The 17,776-nt window shown below is 62.0% G+C and carries 16 protein-coding genes; 9 read left to right on the forward strand and 7 right to left on the reverse strand.

The features are described 5' to 3' along the window. Nucleotides 1–140: 140 nt before the first annotated feature. Nucleotides 141–1,376: a YeeE/YedE family protein gene (locus AB4Y85_RS08070; protein WP_441984361.1), complete on the forward strand. Its 1,236-nt coding sequence runs from the start codon at nt 141–143 to the stop codon at nt 1,374–1,376. 33 nt (nt 1,377–1,409) lie between these two features. On the opposite strand, the gene AB4Y85_RS08075 is transcribed toward AB4Y85_RS08070, so the two are convergent. Continuing rightward, nucleotides 1,410–2,318, reverse strand: a complete 909-nt coding sequence (locus AB4Y85_RS08075; protein WP_441984652.1) for a LysR substrate-binding domain-containing protein — start codon at nt 2,316–2,318, stop codon at nt 1,410–1,412. Between the two features lie 97 nt (nt 2,319–2,415). Between AB4Y85_RS08075 and AB4Y85_RS08080 the strand changes: the two genes are divergently transcribed. Further along, complete coding sequence (locus AB4Y85_RS08080; protein ID WP_441984362.1) at nt 2,416–3,882, forward strand: catalase; 1,467 nt, start codon at nt 2,416–2,418, stop codon at nt 3,880–3,882. 124 nt (nt 3,883–4,006) lie between these two features. Here the strand turns inward: AB4Y85_RS08080 and AB4Y85_RS08085 are convergent, their stop codons facing one another. After that, nucleotides 4,007–4,657, reverse strand: coding sequence for an MBL fold metallo-hydrolase (locus AB4Y85_RS08085; RefSeq protein ID WP_441984363.1), 651 nt, complete (start codon nt 4,655–4,657; stop codon nt 4,007–4,009). 142 nt (nt 4,658–4,799) lie between these two features. On the opposite strand from AB4Y85_RS08085, the gene AB4Y85_RS08090 reads away from it, so the two are divergent. After that, entirely contained in the window at nt 4,800–5,912 is a 1,113-nt protein-coding gene (locus AB4Y85_RS08090; RefSeq protein ID WP_441984364.1) for an S-(hydroxymethyl)glutathione dehydrogenase/class III alcohol dehydrogenase, read from the forward strand. A gap of 15 nt (nt 5,913–5,927) precedes the next feature. Further along, nucleotides 5,928–6,773, forward strand: coding sequence for an S-formylglutathione hydrolase (gene fghA / locus AB4Y85_RS08095; protein ID WP_441984365.1), 846 nt, complete (start codon nt 5,928–5,930; stop codon nt 6,771–6,773). On the opposite strand, the gene AB4Y85_RS08100 is transcribed toward fghA, so the two are convergent. Next, a complete protein-coding gene (locus tag AB4Y85_RS08100; protein WP_441984366.1) occupies nt 6,770–7,345 on the reverse strand; it encodes an NUDIX domain-containing protein in 576 nt (191 codons plus the stop codon). The genes fghA and AB4Y85_RS08100 overlap by 4 nt on opposite strands. A gap of 124 nt (nt 7,346–7,469) precedes the next feature. On the opposite strand from AB4Y85_RS08100, the gene AB4Y85_RS08105 reads away from it, so the two are divergent. From AB4Y85_RS08105 to AB4Y85_RS08120, 4 genes are all read left to right on the forward strand, one after another. Beyond that, nucleotides 7,470–8,297 (forward strand): SIR2 family NAD-dependent protein deacylase, encoded by an 828-nt coding sequence (locus AB4Y85_RS08105; protein WP_441984367.1) that lies wholly within the window; start codon nt 7,470–7,472, stop codon nt 8,295–8,297. Between the two features lie 163 nt (nt 8,298–8,460). Next, entirely contained in the window at nt 8,461–9,621 is a 1,161-nt protein-coding gene (locus AB4Y85_RS08110; protein WP_441984368.1) for an OpgC family protein, read from the forward strand. Nucleotides 9,622–9,638: 17 nt separating this feature from the next. After that, nucleotides 9,639–10,382: an SGNH/GDSL hydrolase family protein gene (locus AB4Y85_RS08115; protein WP_441984369.1), complete on the forward strand. Its 744-nt coding sequence runs from the start codon at nt 9,639–9,641 to the stop codon at nt 10,380–10,382. Nucleotides 10,383–10,467: 85 nt separating this feature from the next. Beyond that, entirely contained in the window at nt 10,468–11,790 is a 1,323-nt protein-coding gene (locus AB4Y85_RS08120; protein WP_441984370.1) for an AmpG family muropeptide MFS transporter, read from the forward strand. A gap of 302 nt (nt 11,791–12,092) precedes the next feature. On the opposite strand, the gene AB4Y85_RS08125 is transcribed toward AB4Y85_RS08120, so the two are convergent. The 4 genes from AB4Y85_RS08125 to xylF all read right to left on the reverse strand — a co-directional run bounded on the left by AB4Y85_RS08125 (nt 12,093) and on the right by xylF (nt 16,339). Continuing rightward, complete coding sequence (locus AB4Y85_RS08125; protein WP_441984371.1) at nt 12,093–12,845, reverse strand: SDR family NAD(P)-dependent oxidoreductase; 753 nt, start codon at nt 12,843–12,845, stop codon at nt 12,093–12,095. Between the two features lie 272 nt (nt 12,846–13,117). Continuing rightward, the gene (locus AB4Y85_RS08130; RefSeq protein ID WP_441984372.1) at nt 13,118–13,897 is read right to left on the reverse strand and encodes an ATP-binding cassette domain-containing protein; all 780 of its coding nucleotides are present in this window, start codon (nt 13,895–13,897) and stop codon (nt 13,118–13,120) included. Nucleotides 13,898–13,909: 12 nt separating this feature from the next. After that, complete coding sequence (locus AB4Y85_RS08135; RefSeq protein WP_441984373.1) at nt 13,910–15,208, reverse strand: sugar ABC transporter permease; 1,299 nt, start codon at nt 15,206–15,208, stop codon at nt 13,910–13,912. Nucleotides 15,209–15,292: 84 nt separating this feature from the next. After that, on the reverse strand, nt 15,293–16,339 hold the full coding sequence (gene xylF / locus AB4Y85_RS08140) for a D-xylose ABC transporter substrate-binding protein (RefSeq protein WP_441984374.1): 1,047 nt from the start codon (nt 16,337–16,339) through the stop codon (nt 15,293–15,295). A gap of 219 nt (nt 16,340–16,558) precedes the next feature. On the opposite strand from xylF, the gene AB4Y85_RS08145 reads away from it, so the two are divergent. Beyond that, nucleotides 16,559–17,773: an ROK family protein gene (locus AB4Y85_RS08145; RefSeq protein WP_441984375.1), complete on the forward strand. Its 1,215-nt coding sequence runs from the start codon at nt 16,559–16,561 to the stop codon at nt 17,771–17,773. The last annotated feature ends 3 nt before the right edge of the window (nt 17,774–17,776 follow it).

A 17,776-nucleotide genomic window follows, 5' to 3' on the forward strand; every position in this document is an offset into this window, starting at 1 on the left:
CGGAGCAATCCGGTTAATTTCACATCTTTAATCAGATAATATCTATCAAATTACAAGACTTGACGTTCTTTAAAAAGAACCACATGTTCCTTGCGCAGGTCTTTTTGACCTTTTGCCACCCCATTCAGCAAGGAATAATCATGTCCGGCTCTGCAGTGGCTTCGCCTCTTTCCATTGGAAACCGTGCAAGCCTGACCATCAACGCCCCGGCCTCGCTCGCAGCAGCATTGGGCATCATCGGCGGCTCGGCCCTCCTGGGCGCGATCATCAATCCCAAACAGGCGGCGCTTTATGTGCTCGGCGCGGCGCTTGGCCTCGTGCTCTACCATGCCGCCTTCGGCTTCACCTCCGCCTGGCGCGTTTTCATCGCCGACCGGCGCGGCGAGGGATTGCGGGCGCAGATGGTGATGCTCGCCATCGCCTCCATCCTGTTCTTCCCGGTCCTGGCTTCAGGCACCCTCTTCGGCCAGCCGGTGGCGGGCAACGTGTCGCCTGCCGGCGTCGGCGTCGTGTTCGGCGCCTTCATCTTCGGCATCGGCATGCAGATGGGCGGCGGCTGCGCCTCCGGCACGCTGTATACGGTGGGCGGCGGCTCCACGCGCATGCTGATCACGCTCGCGGCCTTCATCGCAGGCTCGGCCATCGGTGCCGCGCATCTGCATTGGTGGGCGGCCCTGCCGAGCCTGCCGAAGATCTCAATCATCGAACTCTGGGGTCCTTGGACTGCGCTTGCGGTGCAGCTTGCCGTCTTCGCCGTCATCGCAGGCGTGACGGTGGTACTGGAGAAGCGCCGACATGGTCAGCTCATCCAGCCCGCTCCTTCCCCACGCCAAGGCCTTGCGCGCTTCACACGCGGTCCGTGGCCGCTGGTGGCCGGCGCCGTGGCGCTCGCGCTCCTGAACTTCGTGACGCTCTACCTTGCTGGACGTCCCTGGGGCGTGACCTCGGCCTTCGCTCTCTGGGGCTCGAAGATCGCCGCCGTCATCGGCTTCGACGTTGCGAGCTGGCCCTATTGGTCGAGCCCGGCCAGTCAGGCCGCGTTGAAAAGCAGCATCTTCACCGATGTCACCACCGTGATGGATTTCGGCATCATCCTCGGCGCGTTGCTCGCGGCATCGCTCGCAGGCCGCTTTGCTCCGACCTGGAAGGTTCCGCTGCGCTCGGCCGTTGCCGCCATCGTCGGCGGCCTGCTTCTGGGCTATGGCGCGCGTCTGGCCTATGGCTGCAATATCGGCGCGTACTTCTCCGGCATCGCCTCGGGCAGCTTCCACGGTTGGGTCTGGCTGGTGGCGGCGTTTGCAGGCAACGTGCTCGGCACACGCATCCGCCCGCTCTTCGGCCTAGAAGTGGAGCGCGTGAAGCTCACGGGCTGCTGAGATCAGCCGTCATCAAAGAAAGAGGCTCCCGGCTCACGCCGCGGAGCCTTTTTCATGCGCACGGATCGTCTGGATGAGTTCGCCGAGCGCGGTGAAATCCTTCTTACGGCCCGATGTCCGCCGCCATGCGAGCCCCAGCGTTCGCATGGGTGGATTATCCGGGAAGGGAATGAGCGCAACACGCTGACGGTCCACCTCCGTCGCGGCGCAGAGTTCCGGCAGCAGCGTGATGCCATGGCCTGCTGCAACCATCTGCATGATGGTGGTGAGCGAAGCCGCACCGAGCGCCCGACGCGCCTGCATGTTGGCGATCTGGCAGTATTGCAACGCCTGATCACGCAGGCAGTGCCCCTCTTCCAGCAACAACAGACGCTCCTCCCCAATGCGCTCGCGCAAATCGGGGGCGTTCCACCGCTCCGCCTCCTGCGCCTGCACGGCGATGAGGAAGGTGTCGTCGAAGAGCGGCAAGGATTCGAGCTGCGCGCTCTGCACGGGCAAGGCGACCAGCACGACATCGAGCTCGCCGCGCATCAACTCGTCCATCAGAATATCGGTTTGCGTCTCGCGGATCTGAAGATCGATCTCGGGATAATGCCGGGCCAACTCAGTGAGGATTGCGGGCAGCAGATAAGGCGCGACCGAGGGAATGATGCCGAGGCGTACGGGGCCGGAGAGTACGCCGTTGTGCTGACGCGCGAATTCGGACAATTCCCGCACCTGAGCGAGAATGCTCCCGGCACGCTCCGCGATCTCCTGGCCCGCAGAAGTCAGCACGACCGCGTTGCCTCGTCGCTCGACCAGATTCACACCGAGTTCGCGCTCAAGCTCCTTGATCTGCATGGAGAGGGCGGGCTGCGTCACAGCGCATTGGGCCGCTGCCATGCCGAAATGCTTTATACGCGCCAGCGCTTCGAAATATCGGAGTTGCCTGATTGTAACCATGATGCCGATAAGAATATCTGATCGCAATCTATAATCAATGTAATTGGACCTTATGCCTTCCTCACTTCATGGTGCCGCCTCAATAAAGGGGATGACCATGACAAAACCAACAACAATGACCACCACGGGCGGTGCACCGGTTCCGGACAATCAGAACAGCGCCTCCGCCGGTCCACGCGGCCCGCTGCTGCTGCAGGATTACCAGCTCGTCGAGAAGCTGGCGCACCAGAACCGCGAGCGCATCCCCGAGCGCGTTGTGCATGCCAAAGGTTCGGCTGCCTATGGCACGCTGACCGTCACCAACGATATCAGCCAGTATTCCAAGGCCAAGGTCTTCTCGGAAATCGGCAAGCAGACGGAAGTGTTCCTTCGCTTCTCCACCGTTGCCGGCGAGCGCGGAGCCGCCGATGCGGAGCGCGACGTGCGCGGCTTCGCCCTGAAGGTCTACACGGAAGAGGGCAACTGGGACATCGTGGGCAACAACACGCCCGTGTTCTTCGTGCGCGATCCTGTGAAATTCCCCGACTTCATCCGTACGCAGAAGCGTCATCCCTCGACCAATCTGCGTTCGCCGACGGCGATGTGGGACTTCTGGTCGCTCAGCCCCGAATCGCTGCATCAGGTCACGATCCTGTTCTCCGACCGCGGCCTGCCTCAGGGCTACCGCTTCATGCACGGCTTCGGCTCGCACACTTACTCGTTCATCAACGAGGCCGGCGAGCGCTTCTGGGTGAAATTCCACTTCAAGTCCATGCAGGGCATCAAGACCTGGACAAATGAAGAGGGCAATGCCGTCATCGCCCAGGACCGCGAGAGCGCCCAGCGCGATCTCTATGAGGCCATCGAAGGCGGCAAATTCCCGCGCTGGAAGTTCTGCGTGCAGATCATGCCCGAGACGGATGCGGAGAAGACCTCCTACAACCCGTTCGACGTCACGAAGGTGTGGCCGCACGGCGAGTATCCGCTGATCGAGGTCGGCGTTCTCGAGCTCAACCGCAACGCCGCGCATTACTTCGCCGAGGTCGAGCAATCCTCGTTCTCGCCGTCGAACATCGTGCCGGGCATCGGCTTCTCGCCCGACAAGATGCTGCAGGGCCGCATTTTCGCCTATGCGGATGCGCATCGCTATCGCGTCGGCACGCATTACGAGGCGCTGCCGGTGAACCGTCCGCGCTGCCCGGTGAACCACTACCATGCCGATGGCGGCATGCTGTTCGAGACGCCGAACCGGGGCGACGCCTATTACGAGCCGAACTCCTTCAACGGACCGGTTCAGTCCTCCCGCGCCGCCGAGCCGCCGCTGAAGATCTCGGGCGATGCCGACCGCTACGATCACCGCGCCGGCAACGACGACTACAAGCAGCCAGGCGATCTCTTCCGCCTCATGACGCCGGATGAGCAGGGCCGTCTCATGGACAACATCGCGGCAGCGATGCAGGGCGTGCCGGGAGAAATCGTGAAGCGCCAGATCGTGCACTTCTACCTCGCCGACAAGGCCTATGGCCTGGGCGTGGCGGAACGCATGGGCCTGAAGGGCGCCGTGATGATCCAGGCGGCCGAATAAAAAAGCCGTAGGGCAAAACAAAAACGGCTCGGGATCGCTCCCGAGCCGTTTTTGTTTTTCGATGATCCCACTATCATTCCGGGGCGGCTCGTAGAGCCGCCCCGGAATGACAAGAGGTATGTGCTTAAAGCAGCTCTTCACCTTGCAGGAACGGGTTCGTCTGCCGCTCCTGACCGATGGTGCTCATGGGGCCGTGGCCGCAGATGAAGGCGATGTCGTCGCCGAGCGGCAGGAGCTTGTCCTTGATCGAGGCGATCAGCGCTTTGCCGTCGCCGCCGGGGAGATCGACGCGGCCGACGGAGCCCTGGAACAGCACATCGCCCACAAGCGCGAAACGCTCCGCTTTCGACACCAGCACGACACTGCCGGGCGAGTGGCCGGGGCAATGCAGCACGTCGAGCGTGAGATCGCCGACAGTGACCGTATCGCCTTCGTCGAGCCAGCGGTCGGGCGTGACGGCGCGGGCCGGGAAGCCATAGGCCTGCCCCTGCTCAGCGAGCCGCTGGAGCATGAAATCATCCGCCTTGTGGGGGCCCTCGACCGGCACGCCGAGCGCATCGCGCAGTTCCGCGGCGCCGCCCGCATGGTCGATATGGCCGTGGGTGAGGATGATCTTTTCCACCTCGACGCCGCTCTGCGCGATGGCGTCGCGAATGCGCTCCACATCCCCGCCGGGATCGACCACCGCCGCCTTCTTGGTCTTCTCGCACCACAATAACGTGCAATTCTGCTGGAAGGGCGTGACGGGAATGATGGCGGCGCGGACGTTCGGCACGGGCTGATCCTTTGCTTTTCGAAGAGAGACATATGCCCGACGGGCGCATCTGGAAAGCCTGAGAAGAGCGGCCTGCCTCCATTGACCTTGGGTCGCACCACTTCACATAGTCCACCTCATCGAATCACGAGGAGAGATGAGCATGGAAACCAGGGCCGCAGTCGCTTGGGAGGCGGGCAAGCCGCTCACCATCGAGACCATCCGCATCGAGGGCCCGAAGGCCGGCGAAGTGCTTGTCGAGGTGATGGCAACGGGCGTGTGCCATACGGATGCCTACACACTCTCGGGCCTCGATTCCGAGGGCAAGTTTCCGGCGATCCTCGGCCATGAGGGCGCAGGCATCGTGCGCGAGGTCGGCCCCGGCGTCACCACGCTGAAACCCGGCGACCATGTGATTCCGCTCTACACGCCTGAATGCCGCAACTGCAAATCCTGCCTGTCGCGCCGCACCAACCTCTGCACCGCGATCCGCTCCACGCAAGGCCAGGGGCTGATGCCCGACGGCACCTCGCGCTTCCGCTGCGATGGCGACACCGTGTTCCACTATATGGGCTGCTCGACCTTCGCCAACTTCACCGTGCTGCCGGAGATCGCGCTCGCCAAGGTGCGTGAAGACGCCCCCTTCGACAAGATCTGCTATATCGGCTGCGGCGTGACCACCGGCATCGGCGCGGTGATCTACACCGCGAAGGTGTGGCCCGGCGCGAATGTGGTGGTGTTCGGCCTCGGCGGCATCGGCCTCAACGTGATCCAGGGCGCGCGCATGGTCGGCGCCGACAAGATCATCGGCGTCGACATCAATCCCGCCAAGATCGAGATAGCGAAGAAGTTCGGCATGACCGACTTCATCAACCCGAAGGAAGTCGGCAACGACAAGGTGGTGCAGGCGATCGTCGATCTCACCGGCGGCGGCGCTGATTTCTCGTTCGACGCTACCGGTAACACGGATGTGATGCGCCAGGCGCTTGAATGCTGCCATCGCGGCTGGGGCGAGAGCATCATCATCGGCGTGGCGGAAGCAGGCAAGGAAATATCCACCCGCCCGTTCCAGCTCGTCACCGGCCGCGTCTGGAAAGGCACGGCCTTCGGCGGCGCACGCGGACGCACGGACGTTCCGAAGATCGTGGACTGGTACATGGAAGGCAAGATCAACATCGACGACTTGATCACCCACAAGATGCCGCTCGACGAGATCAACACTGCCTTCGATCTCATGCACGAGGGCAAGTCGATCCGCTCGGTTATCGTGTACTGAGTAGGGGATACGGCATTGAGTTTCGAGGTCGTCTCAAAATCGCGTTGCTTCGCCGGCACGCAAGTCATCTACCGTCATGCCTCAAAGGAAACCGGCACGCCGATGCGCGTGGCGGTTTACATTCCGCCCCAGGCGCAGCATGGCAAGGTTCCAGTGGTGTGGTTTCTTTCGGGCCTTACCTGCACGGAAGAGAACTTCACCGTCAAAGCCGGCGCGCAGCGTGTGGCTTCGGAACTCGGCCTGATCCTTGTCGCTCCCGACACGAGCCCGCGCGGCGAAGATGTGCCGGACGATCAAGAGGGCGCCTATGATTTCGGCCTCGGCGCGGGTTTCTACGTGGATGCGGCACAGGAGCCGTGGGCGAAGAACTATCGCATGCGTTCCTATATCGAGCGCGAATTGCCTGCGCTCATCGCCGAGAATTGTCCCGCCGACATGGATCGCCAAGGCATCACCGGCCATTCCATGGGCGGGCATGGCGCGCTGACCATCGCGTTGCGCAATCCAGGCCGGTTCAAGGCGGTCTCCGCCTTCGCGCCCATCGCTTCACCGATGAACTGTCCCTGGGGCGAGAAAGCCCTATCGAACTATATCGGGCCTGATCGCGCCGCTTGGCGAGAGTATGATTCCTGCGCCCTCATCGAGAGTGGTGCGCGCGTGCCCGACATTCTCGTCGATCAGGGAACGGCCGACAGTTTTCTGGAAAGCCAGCTGAAGCCACAATTGCTGGAGCAGGCCTGCGCCAAGGCGGGACAGCCACTCACGCTGCGTCGTCAGGAAGGCTATGACCATTCCTACTTCTTCATCGCGACTTTCATGGAAGACCATCTGCGCTGGCACGCCGAGCGGCTTCGCGCTTAAACCTTCCTGAAATGGTCGGGGTAGCGAAGCTGGAGGGTCTGGACGAGGGCTTGGGTCTTCAGATCCGCAATAGCATTGGTGCGCACAAGATCGGTGAGTTCATCGAAGCCAATCTCCAGCACCTCGATCTCCTCATGCTCGTCGGCGACGCCACCTCCTTCGCCGACCCTGTCAGCCTGCGTATAGGGCGCCAGGAACAAGTGCAGCCGCTCGGTGGTGATGCCCGGCGCTGACCAGAAGCGGCCTACGGGCTCCAATGTCGTGAGACGAAGGCCCGCTTCCTCCATGGATTCACGGCGGGCGCAGGCTTCAGGCTCATCCTCGTCGAGCAGGCCCGCGACCGCCTCGAGAAAATCCGGGTGGCCCTCGACATGCATGACGGGCGCCCGGAACTGACGGATGAGAATGACTTTCTGCCTCTCCAAATCGTAGGGCAGCACGACGGCGGCCTCGCCACTATTGAGGACTTCTCGGATCATCGTCCGGCCATCGGGCATCTGGACGCTCATCTTGAGAATCCTACTCCATCCCTCATAGATGGTCTCGATCTGCTTGATCCGATAGGCTGTCACGGCACCCGCACTCCTCACTAGACCCCAAGACAACTCATGAAACGCTCAAGTTGTCCATGAATGTTTCGCACAATGTTGCGGCTCGTGCGTTTATGGGGACACGTTTTGAGTGAAGAGGTGTGGTGTGGAAGAGCTGGTCACAGCCATCAGGAACAGGCAGGCCATCTTGTTCGCGGGGGCTGGCGTGTCGATGACGGTTGGGCTGCCGTCATGGAGCACATTGATCGAACATGTGGCGGAAGAACTCGATATCGACCTGTCCGCGTTCAAGAACGACGAACTTAGTTATCTGACCTTGGCGGAATTCTACCGCATCCGGCACGGCAGCATCGGCCCTCTGCGCAGCTGGATGGATCGGAGCTGGACGATTGACGACAACACGCTGAAGTCCTCGAAAGTTCATAAGCTCATCTGCGAGCTCGATTTTCCCATCATCTACACCACCAATTTCGACCGAAACCTGGAGACCTCTTTCGATCTCCAAGGCAAGGAATATGTCAAGATCGTCAATGCCAAGGATATCGCCCGTGTCCGCGAAGGCGTTCCGCAGATCGTGAAATATCACGGAGATTTCGACGACGACGATTCCATCGTCATCGCGGAGACGGACTATCTCGACCGCCTGTCATTCGAATCACCGCTCGATATCAAGTTCCGCGCGGATGCACTTGGCAAAACGATTCTGTTCATCGGCTACAGCATGAGTGACCTGAACATCCGCTTTCTCATGCATCGGCTCTGGAAGACATGGGCCGGCTCCGGCTATGAGCGCGACCGGCCACAATCCTACGTCTTCACACTCCGTCCCAACCCCATCGAGCAGGCTGTTCTGGAGCAATGGGGCTTACGCGTTCTCACGGAGAAGGATTGTCCTCAGCAGGAAGCGCTGGAGGTCTTCCTCACGAGGTTGCGCGAAGCCGTATGCAAGGAAGATTCCTGCCATCGCAAATAGAGCTTGCGGCAAACATGAACAATTTGTAATTCGCTCCTCAATAGCCCCGCTTGTAGATTATACGCGCGGAAAAGTGTTCGTCCTCTGCGCCCTTTGCATGGCTGCCGAGGCAACCGCATTGCATTTTTGACGTTTCATCTCAGACCTATTGAAGAGCGGATTAATGGCAGCTCCGGCAAGAAACACGACGATTGATTTTTGGCGGGGCCTCGTCCTCGTGATCATCTTCGTCAATCACATTCCGGGGAACCTGATCGAACACGTCACACCGCGCAACTACGGCTTCTCCGATTCCACGGAAGCCTTCATCTTCATCTCAGGGCTCTCCGTCGCGCTCGTCTATTATGGCAAACTGCCTCAGGGCGATGTGTTCGCTGTTGTGAAACGCTGCCTGCGCCGCGCCTTTGAACTCTATCGCATGCACCTGTTTCTAACGGCCGGCGCCATCGTTCTCTTCTCTGTCGGCTATGAGCTGAGCGAGGAAATCGGCCTCATCGAGGAACATGGCCGCAATGCGGTCTTCTCCGACACCGCCAAGGGCATCACCGGCATCATTTTCCTCGGGCACCAGCTTGGCTATTTCAACATCCTGCCGCTTTATATCGCGCTAATGCTCTGGGCCCCCTTCGCCCTCGTGCTGACGCGAATGAACCTCATGCTCGCCCTTGCCGTCTCCGCCCTCCTCTACATGCTGGCCCGTTTCGGCATTCTCACCCTGCCGAGCTGGCCGGAGCCGGGAACCTGGTTCTTCAACCCCTTCGCCTGGCAGTTCCTCTTTACCGCCGGAATCGTGACCGGAATCGTGATAATGGCAAAAGGCATTCCCTATCATCGCGGCCTGATGATTGCTTCGCTTCTCGTGGTTGGCGTGTCGCTCGTGGTGACGACGGCGGGGTTCGGCCTCGTGCCCTGGCTGTGGGACCGCACCCGCCCGCTGTTCGATCTCGACAAGCATAACCTTGGCCTTGGCCGCATCCTACACTTCCTGGCGCTGGCTTATGTCCTCTCGCAGCTCCACATCGGCGATGTTCTCAAGCGCACCATCACCGGTCCCGACATGATGAGGCTTGGCCGTAATGCTCTCACGATCTTCTCAGTCGGCTCGCTGCTGAGCGCCGCGGGGCAAGTCATCATGACGCTGGCTGCGGTCAAGTACTCCGCTAGTCCGCAGATCATCGGCATGGTATTCACCATTCTTGGTATCATTGGTCTTCTTGCACTGGCTCGATATCTCGAATGGAACAAACAAAACTTGGCTGCTCGTCAAAAAGAGCAGGCAAAGGGGCTCGGGTTGTCCGCTTCTGCGGGGCGGCTCTCTTCCTAGGCTTGGCAATAACGAGCATGACGGCTACGGCTTCTGCTGTTGATGCCCAATGCAACACGCAGCGCCAGATCTTCACGGCACATGGAACGCTGGCTGCGGTCAAAGCCAAGATCGCGGACGATAAAGCCGTGCGCATTCTGGCCATCGGCTCCTCCTCGACCGAGGGCGTCGGGGCCTCCTCGCCCGATCATTCCTATCCCGCGCAGCTTGAGGATGATCTCAGCGTCCTCTGGAGAGATGAGGTCAGGGTCATCAATGCGGGCAAGGGCGGCGAAACGGTGATCCAGACCATCGAGCGTCTGGAAGCGGCTCTCAAGGCAGACAAGTTCGATCTCGTGATCTGGCAGGTCGGCACGAACGATGCCATCAAAGGCGTCAGCGAGGATGCCTTCCGCGCTTTGCTGGAGCGTGGCGTCGGTGCCGTTCAACAGGCCGGCACACCGATGATCCTGCTCGACCAGCAATACTTCCCGGCGATCAAGGACCTGCCGCGCTACGAACGCTTTGTGAAGACGGTGAGCGAACTCGGTAGCGAGCGCAAGGTCTCCGTTTTCTCCCGCTACACCCTCATGCAGGACTGGAACAGCCACTCCGCTTCAGAGTTGCGCTCCATGCTGTCCACCGATGGCTTCCACATGGGCGACAAGGGTTACGATTGCCTGGCCGGCCACATGGCGGACGCCATCGATACCATGGCCAAGCTTCCGGTCGCCGAGGCCAAGCTGGACGTGAACGCTGGACAGAGCCTCCGGGATCGTTAACACCAAGGCAAGGATCGAGTGCCAGCATCCGTGTTCGGCGGCTGGGCATGAAGCCCGACCGCTGCACTAATCAAGCGAGCCTGTGATGGTCCAAGCCAAGCCCCGCCTCTCCTTCCGCGATGTGCTCACCGATGGTCGCATCGCGCTCATGCTGCCTCTCGGCTTCTCGTCGGGCCTACCCTTCCTTCTCGTCTTCGGCACCCTTTCGACCTGGCTTCGGGAAGCGGGCATCTCGCTCACCATCATCGGCATGCTGAGTTGGGTGGCCCTGGCCTATTCCCTGAAATTCCTCTGGGCGCCCATCGTCGACCGCTATGACGTGCCGGGTCTCTCGCAACTGCTCGGACGCCGCCGGGGCTGGATGGCCCTGTCGCAATTCGGCGTAATAGTCGGCCTCATCGGAATGGCCATGGTGGGCCCGCAGGTGAGCCTGCCGCTCACCATCGCCGCTGCCGTGCTGATCGCTTTTTCCTCGGCCACACAGGATGTGGTCATCGACGGCTGGCGCATCGATGCCGCGCCCACCGAGCGCCAAGGCATGATGGCGGCGGCGCTCCTCCTCGGCTACCGCCTCGCGCTGATCTGCGCCGGTGCCGGCGCGCTCTATATCGCCGAATTCGCCAGCTGGCCCTCCGCCTATCTGGCCATGGCCGCGCTCATGGGCGTAGGCCTCGTAGGGACGCTGCTCGCACCGCGCATCGACGAGGGCCAGGCCCGGGCCCGCGTGCCCTTCGTGCAGGCGATCATCGAGCCGCTGGCCGATCTCTTCCGCCGCAAGGGCATGATGCTCATTCCCATCCTGGCGCTGATCGCATGCTACCGCCTGCCGGATTTCGTCGCTGGCATCATGGCGAACCCGCTCTATATCGACCTCGGCTTCACCAAGGCCGACATCGCCAATGTGTCGAAGCTCTACGGAGTTTGGATCGGCATCATCGGCGCCTTCGGCGGCGGATTTGCGCTCACACGCCTCGGTCTGTGGTGGACGCTCCTCATCGGCGCGACACTTGCCGCCGGCTCGAACCTGATGTTCACCTGGCTCTCCTCGGGCAACGCAACCCTGATGGGCCTGACGCTTTCCATCAGCGTCGACAATTTCGCGCAAGGCTTCGCGGGCGCGGCTCTGGTCGCCTACATGTCCGGCCTCACCTCACCCGGCTTTGCCGCCACGCAATACGCGCTTCTCAGCTCGCTCTACGCGCTCCCCGGCAAGCTCATCGGCGGCGCATCCGGTGCGGTGGTGGATACCTGGGGCTACCCGCTCCTGTTCACTGGCACCGCCGCCATCGGCATCCCGCTGGTGTTCCTGTGCCTGATGGTGCGGCGGGATACGATGCGGGGCGAGTGGGAGAAGGAAAAGGCAAGCGATGCAGCAGACTCACCCGTTGCAGCCGGATCGAGGGCATAGCTCCTGCTCGTCTTCCCAGAAGAAACTCCGGGATCGCTTGCCAAGTATGATTTCATGTCATCCCCGCGCAGGCGGGGATCCATAACCGCAACCCGGCCAAGAAGAGCGCTATGGCACCCGCTTGTTTTCTTCTGCATTCAAGGTGCTTCTGGATTCCCGCCTGCGCGGGAATGACAAAGTAGAGATTCAGACACCTCATCCTTCTGTCATACCGGATTGGCTGCGCCGTCCGGTATGACAGACATTTCAAATAAAATGGCCGGGACAAGCCCGGCCTATACATCACAAAAATTCGCCGTCTCTCAAACCCAGCCGCCATCCACCAGATAGGTCTGCGCCGACATAGCGCTGGAATCGTCCGCGCCGAGGAAGAGCGCGAGGTTAGCGATGTCCTGCGGCACGAGCTTGCGCTTCACGCATTGGCGCTTGAGCAGTTCCTGTTCGCTTTCCGGCGTCAGCCACAGGTCGATCTGGCGCTGGGTCATGATCCAGCCCGGCACAAGGCAATTGACGCGGATGTTCTTCGACCCGAGTTCCCGCGCCAGCGCGCGGGTGAGACCGACGGAGGCAGATTTCGCGGTCTTGTAGGCGGCAAACGAATCGTCGCTCACCATGTAACTCGTCGAGCCCATGTTGATGATCGATCCGCCGCCCGCTTTCTCCATATCCGGCAGCACGGCCTGCGCCGCGAAGAACTGGTGATCGAGATTGGTGGCGAAGCGCTCGCGCCAGTATTCAGGCGTCACCTGATCGATGGTATGGCGGTCATCGCGCGCCGCATTGTTGACGAGAATGGTGATGGGCCCGACCGCATCGCTCGCGCGGCGGATAGCGGCCTGGAAGGCTGGGATATCGCGCACGTCGCTATGCTCGAAATGCACGCGCTCGCCCAGTTCCTTCGCCAGCGCCTGCCCCGCCTCCGCATTATAGTCGAGGATTGCGACCTTGCTGCCTTGCGCATGGAAGGAACGCGCGATGCTCTCGCCGATGCCGCTCGCGCCGCCGGTGATGAGGACGGTCTTGCCTTTGAGGGAAGGGTAAATGGTCTGGGTCATAAGCTCTCACTTCATTCTTAAAGAATAACGCTGTCATTCCGGGACCGCCCAGCGGAGCCCGACCCGAAGGGCCGCGCCGCAGGCGTGGAAACCCATGACCACCAAACTTTCAAGATAAAGCTATTGGAAGCCATAGTGTCTTCTTAGCAGCGTCGTGGTTATGGGTTCCGGGCTCTCGCTCTCGCTCGCCCCGGAATGACAAAAGGGTGGCACTTCATTCTGACAACGATCCCGGATCGGCTCCCGCCGTCCGGGATGACGAATAGAAAAGATCAACTCGCGCCGGGTCCCGGCGTTGCACTCGCCGGGCATTTGCCGAGGATGATCATGCCGAGCACTTCGTCCTGCGTGACGTCCTGAACGCTGGCGGAACCCACGAGTTTGCCGTTCTTCATGACGCTCACGCGGTCGGCGAGGCCGAACACGTCGTGGATGTCATGGCTGATGAGGAAGATGCCGATGCCTTCCTTCTTCAGTTGCAGCACGAGGTCCGCCACCTGTTGCGTCTCGGCGGGCCCAAGCGCCGCGGTGGGCTCGTCCATGATGAGAACGCGCGCATTGAAGTAGATCGCGCGCGCAATCGCCACCGATTGCCGCTGACCGCCGGAGAGAGCCTTCACAGGCTCCTTGAAACGGCGGAAGTGCGGATTGAGCCGCGCCATGACCTTGCGGGTCTCGGATTCCATGGTCGCATCGTCGAGCGTGCCGTAAGGCGTCAACACCTCGCGGCCGAGGAAGATGTTTCCTGCTGCGTCGATGTTATCGGCAAGCGCCAGCGTCTGGTAGATCGTCTCGATGCCATAGCCCTTCGCATCGCGCGGCGTTGAGATATCAGCCTGTTCGCCATTCACGTAGATCTCGCCGGAATCCGGCCTGTAGGCACCGGACAGAATCTTGATGAGCGTCGATTTGCCCGCGCCGTTATGGCCGAGCAGCCCCACCACTTCGCCAGGGCGCAGATCGATGGATACGCCGTCCACCGCCTTGATGCCGCCGAAGGCCATGGAGATGTTGCGCATCTCCACGAGAGGCGTCGTCACTGTCTCTTGCATGATGCGTGTTCCTTACTTGATGCGGCGGCGATAGAGGCTGTCCACCCAGACCGCCAGCACGAGCACCGCACCGACGACAATGTTCTGCAACGGCGTATCGACGCCGAGCAGCACCATTCCCGATTGCAGGGATTGCATGACGAGTGCGCCGAGCATTGCGCCCGCAATTGTGCCGATGCCGCCCGCGAGCGACGTGCCGCCGATGACGGCGGATGCGATCACATACAACTCATCGAGAGAGCCGGCGGCGTTGGTGGCCGCATTCAATCGCGCGGTCGAGATGCAGGCCGAGATGCCGCAGAGCAGGCCCATGAGCCCGAACACCTTCATCAGCGCCCAGCGCGTGTTGATGCCCGACAGTTCGGCTGCTTCCGGGTTGCCGCCGATGGCGAACACATAGCGGCCGAAGCGGCGGCGCGTGGCGATGAATGTCATGACAAGACCGACCACGACTGCCATCAGTACCGGCAATGCGACGCCCTGCGGGATGAACAAGCCGCCTTCAGGCCAGGTAATGCCGCGGGCTTCCGCCCAGGCGCGGGCTGTGCCCATGGGCATAGGATAGGAATTGGCGATGGTGGCAGCTGCCAGGGCCGCGCCGCAGGTGACGAGGGCGATCACCGCATCAGCCCAGCCCGGACGCACGGGGAAGCCGAAGCTTAGGCGACGGCGGCGGGAGACGCCAAGGCCGATGATGATGAGGCCGCAGGCAATCGCCGCAATCACCCATGTAGCCGTCGCGCCGAGCGCGCCTTCGACACCGCCGCCGAACGCCTTGAAGCGCGAATCCATCGGCGCAACCGTCTGGCCTGTCGTGACCCACCAGGCCGCACCGCGCCACACGAGAAGACCGCCGAGCGTGACGATGAAAGAGGGAATGCCGAGATAGGCGATGAGCCAGCCCTGGAAGAGACCGATGAGGCCGCCCACCGTGATGGCGAGCAGCACAGCGAGGGGCGCCGTAAGCCAGTGCTCGAGGCCGAGATAGGCGGGCAGCCACTGCACCTGCGCGACGCCGATGATCATGCCGACGACGCCAAGGATCGCACCCACCGAAAGGTCGATATTACGCGTGACGATCACGAGCACCATTCCGGTGGCCATGATGGCGACGGAGGCGGTCTGAACAGACAGGTTCCAGAGGTTACGCGGCGTCAGGAACACGCCGCCCGACAGGATGTCGAATCCGATCCAGATCACGGCGAGGGCCGCCAGCATGCCGAGCATGCGGACATCGATCTCGAGCTTGGACAGAATCGAGCCGGATGTGGTGTTGGGAGGCGGCGCGGTTGTAGCAACAGGTGCGTTCATGGCGTCACGCGAAGATATAATTTCAATGAGAAATACCCTTCCCGGCAGGTTTGCCGGGAAGGGCTGATCGAGAGCAGGTCTGCCTTAGTTGCAGGCCTTGACGGTGCCGGCCTTCACGCCCTGGCAGACCACGTCCTTCGACGCCCAGCCTGCGTTGATGACCACGTCGAGGTTGTCCTTCGTGATCGCGACGGGGGTAAGGAAGAGAGCGGTCATGTTCTGCTTCTTCGGACCGAGGTTCCAGGGCTTCGCACCCTGGATCTCGGCAAGCTTCTTGCCGCCCGCGAGCTGTACTGCGATTTCGGCGGCGTTGCGGCCGAGTTCGCGCGCATCCTTGAACACGGTAACCGTCTGCGTGCCGAGGGCGACGCGGTTCAGTGCCGCCTTGTCGGCATCCTGGCCGGAAACCGGCACGGAGCCTGCGAGGCCCTGAGCGGCAAGCGCCGCGATGGCGCCGCCTGCGGTGCCATCATTGGCGGCGATCACCGCGTCGATCTTGTTGTTGTTCTTGGTGAGGAACTGCTCCATGTTCCGCTGCGCATTGGCAGGGAGCCAGCCGTCCGTGTAGGCCTCGCCGACATTCTTGATCTTGCCGGCATCGATACCGGCCTTCAGCACTTCCATCGAGCCCTGGAACAGGAAGTTGGCGTTCGGATCGGCGCCCGAGCCCTTGATGAAGGCATAGTTGCCTTCAGGCTTCAGCTTCAGCACTTCGCGCGCCTGGAGACGGCCGACCTCTACGTTGTCGAAGGTGAGATAGAAGGCCTGCGGGATCTCGATGAGGCGGTCATAGCCCACGACGGCGATGCCTTCGGCTACGGCCTTCTCGACGGCCGGGCGAACGGCGTCCGAGTCCTGGGCCAGGATGATCAGCGCCTTGGCGCCGCGCGAGATCAGGCTCTCGATGTCGGTGAGCTGCTTGGACGGGGAGGACTGGGCATCCGCCGACACATAGGTGCCGCCGGCCTTCTCGACGGCTGCCTTGATGGCGGCTTCGTCGGTTTTCCAGCGCTCTTCCTGAAAGTTCGACCAGCTGACGCCGACCACCGGACCCTTGCCCTGCGCGAGGGCGGCCGAAGCCGAAAGGGCAAGCGCGGCGAGACTGATCACAGCATGTTTTTTGGACAACATCGGTTTCCTCCTGAGGCCAGACTGTTCCCTTGCTGGCACTATGCTCATGGCAGGCCACCGATCCGGCTCGGACCGGCAGACTTAGCTCACGCTGCCATGTTTTATATTTCGAGCGGGGAAATAATTACCCTAAGCATCGGTACCTTCAAGCGGTCCAGCTCTTATCTTTTGGTCGGATATCCTTTTTTATTCGCCATGTTTTATTCAAGGCATGAATAAATGCTGGCAATGAACACCGTGTCCTTATCCCCCCGCGAAGCCGCCCGGCGGCGCCTGCTCGATGCCTTGCGCCGCGAAGGCCCGATGGCGCGCGTGGAAATCGGCCAGCATCTCGGCATGAGTCCGGCTAGCGTTTCCGACCTCACGGCTAACCTCCTTGATGAGGGCATCCTCATGGCCGAGGAGGCGGACCAGTCGTCCGGCCTGATCCGGGGACGGCCCAAGACACGCCTGTTCTTCGCCGATTCGCTAGGCTCCGTGATCGGCGTCTGGACCGGCTTCAACCGGATCGAGCTGCGTCTCGTGGACAGCGCCGGCCGCAACCGGGCAAGCCGCCACATCGAGCGCCCCTTGCGCAATCTCGAAGCCGAGGAGCTGATGGACGTGCTGGCGGACACGATCTCCACTTTCGCCCGCGACTGTGACGCCGCCGACGTGAAGGCCGTCGGCCTTGCCTGCCAGGGCTACGTGGACACCCGCGACGGCATCGTCGCCTGGAGCCCGGTGCTTGGCACCCGCGACCTACCCCTGGCTGCGGGCCTGAGCGAGCGGCTCGGCAAGCCGGTCCTGATCGAGAACGATGCCAGCGCCATGGCCTTCGCCATCGCCCAGCGCAGCCCCGACCTACGCTCGGGCCGCACCGCCTGCCTGATGATCGGGGACGGCGTCGGCCTCGGCTTCCTGATCCAAGGCGAGCTTTATCGCGGCGCGCGGTTCGGCGGCAGCGAGTTCGGCCATGTCCGACTCCGCCGGAGCGGGCCGCAATGCCGCTGTGGCGGACGCGGCTGCGTGGAGGCCTATCTCGCCGATTACGCCCTCCACCGGGACGCTCAGCTCATCGACCACCGCCCCGCCCCCACCCTGCTGCTGCCGGGCGAGAATGCCATGAGTGCGGTGGTGGAGCAGGCCAGGGCCGGCGACACCGCGCTCCTCAAGCTGTTCCACGAGGCCGGCGAGGTTCTTGGCGATGCGGTCGGCATTCTCATCCAGACGCTGGAGCCGGACCATATCGTCCTCTGTGGCCCCGGCACCCGGGCCATGGACCTTTTGCGTCCCTCTTTCGAGGCCGCGCTCGAATCGCAGACCATTCCCGAACTCAGGGCGCTTGCCACCGTCCATGTGGTGGAATCTTCCCTCGATCTCCTCACCGAGGGCGTGGTGATGCAGGCGCTCAGGGAGCTAGACTTGGAACTCGCGCGATTGAAAGCCGCATGATTT

This window comes from Microvirga sp. 2YAF29 (genome assembly GCF_052114605.1).
Taxonomy (GTDB): Bacteria; Pseudomonadota; Alphaproteobacteria; order Rhizobiales; family Beijerinckiaceae; genus Microvirga.

Coding starts and splice junctions, on each gene's coding strand:
- AB4Y85_RS08070 (WP_441984361.1), top strand. CDS start 141: ATGTCCGGCTCTGCAGTGGCTTCGCCTCTTTCCATTGGAAACCGTGCA.
- AB4Y85_RS08075 (WP_441984652.1), bottom strand. CDS start 2,318: ATGGTTACAATCAGGCAACTCCGATATTTCGAAGCGCTGGCGCGTATA.
- AB4Y85_RS08080 (WP_441984362.1), top strand. CDS start 2,416: ATGACAAAACCAACAACAATGACCACCACGGGCGGTGCACCGGTTCCG.
- AB4Y85_RS08090 (WP_441984364.1), top strand. CDS start 4,800: ATGGAAACCAGGGCCGCAGTCGCTTGGGAGGCGGGCAAGCCGCTCACC.
- AB4Y85_RS08110 (WP_441984368.1), top strand. CDS start 8,461: ATGGCAGCTCCGGCAAGAAACACGACGATTGATTTTTGGCGGGGCCTC.
- AB4Y85_RS08115 (WP_441984369.1), top strand. CDS start 9,639: ATGACGGCTACGGCTTCTGCTGTTGATGCCCAATGCAACACGCAGCGC.
- AB4Y85_RS08120 (WP_441984370.1), top strand. CDS start 10,468: ATGGTCCAAGCCAAGCCCCGCCTCTCCTTCCGCGATGTGCTCACCGAT.
- AB4Y85_RS08125 (WP_441984371.1), bottom strand. CDS start 12,845: ATGACCCAGACCATTTACCCTTCCCTCAAAGGCAAGACCGTCCTCATC.
- AB4Y85_RS08130 (WP_441984372.1), bottom strand. CDS start 13,897: ATGCAAGAGACAGTGACGACGCCTCTCGTGGAGATGCGCAACATCTCC.
- AB4Y85_RS08135 (WP_441984373.1), bottom strand. CDS start 15,208: ATGAACGCACCTGTTGCTACAACCGCGCCGCCTCCCAACACCACATCC.
- xylF (WP_441984374.1), bottom strand. CDS start 16,339: ATGTTGTCCAAAAAACATGCTGTGATCAGTCTCGCCGCGCTTGCCCTT.
- AB4Y85_RS08145 (WP_441984375.1), top strand. CDS start 16,559: ATGCTGGCAATGAACACCGTGTCCTTATCCCCCCGCGAAGCCGCCCGG.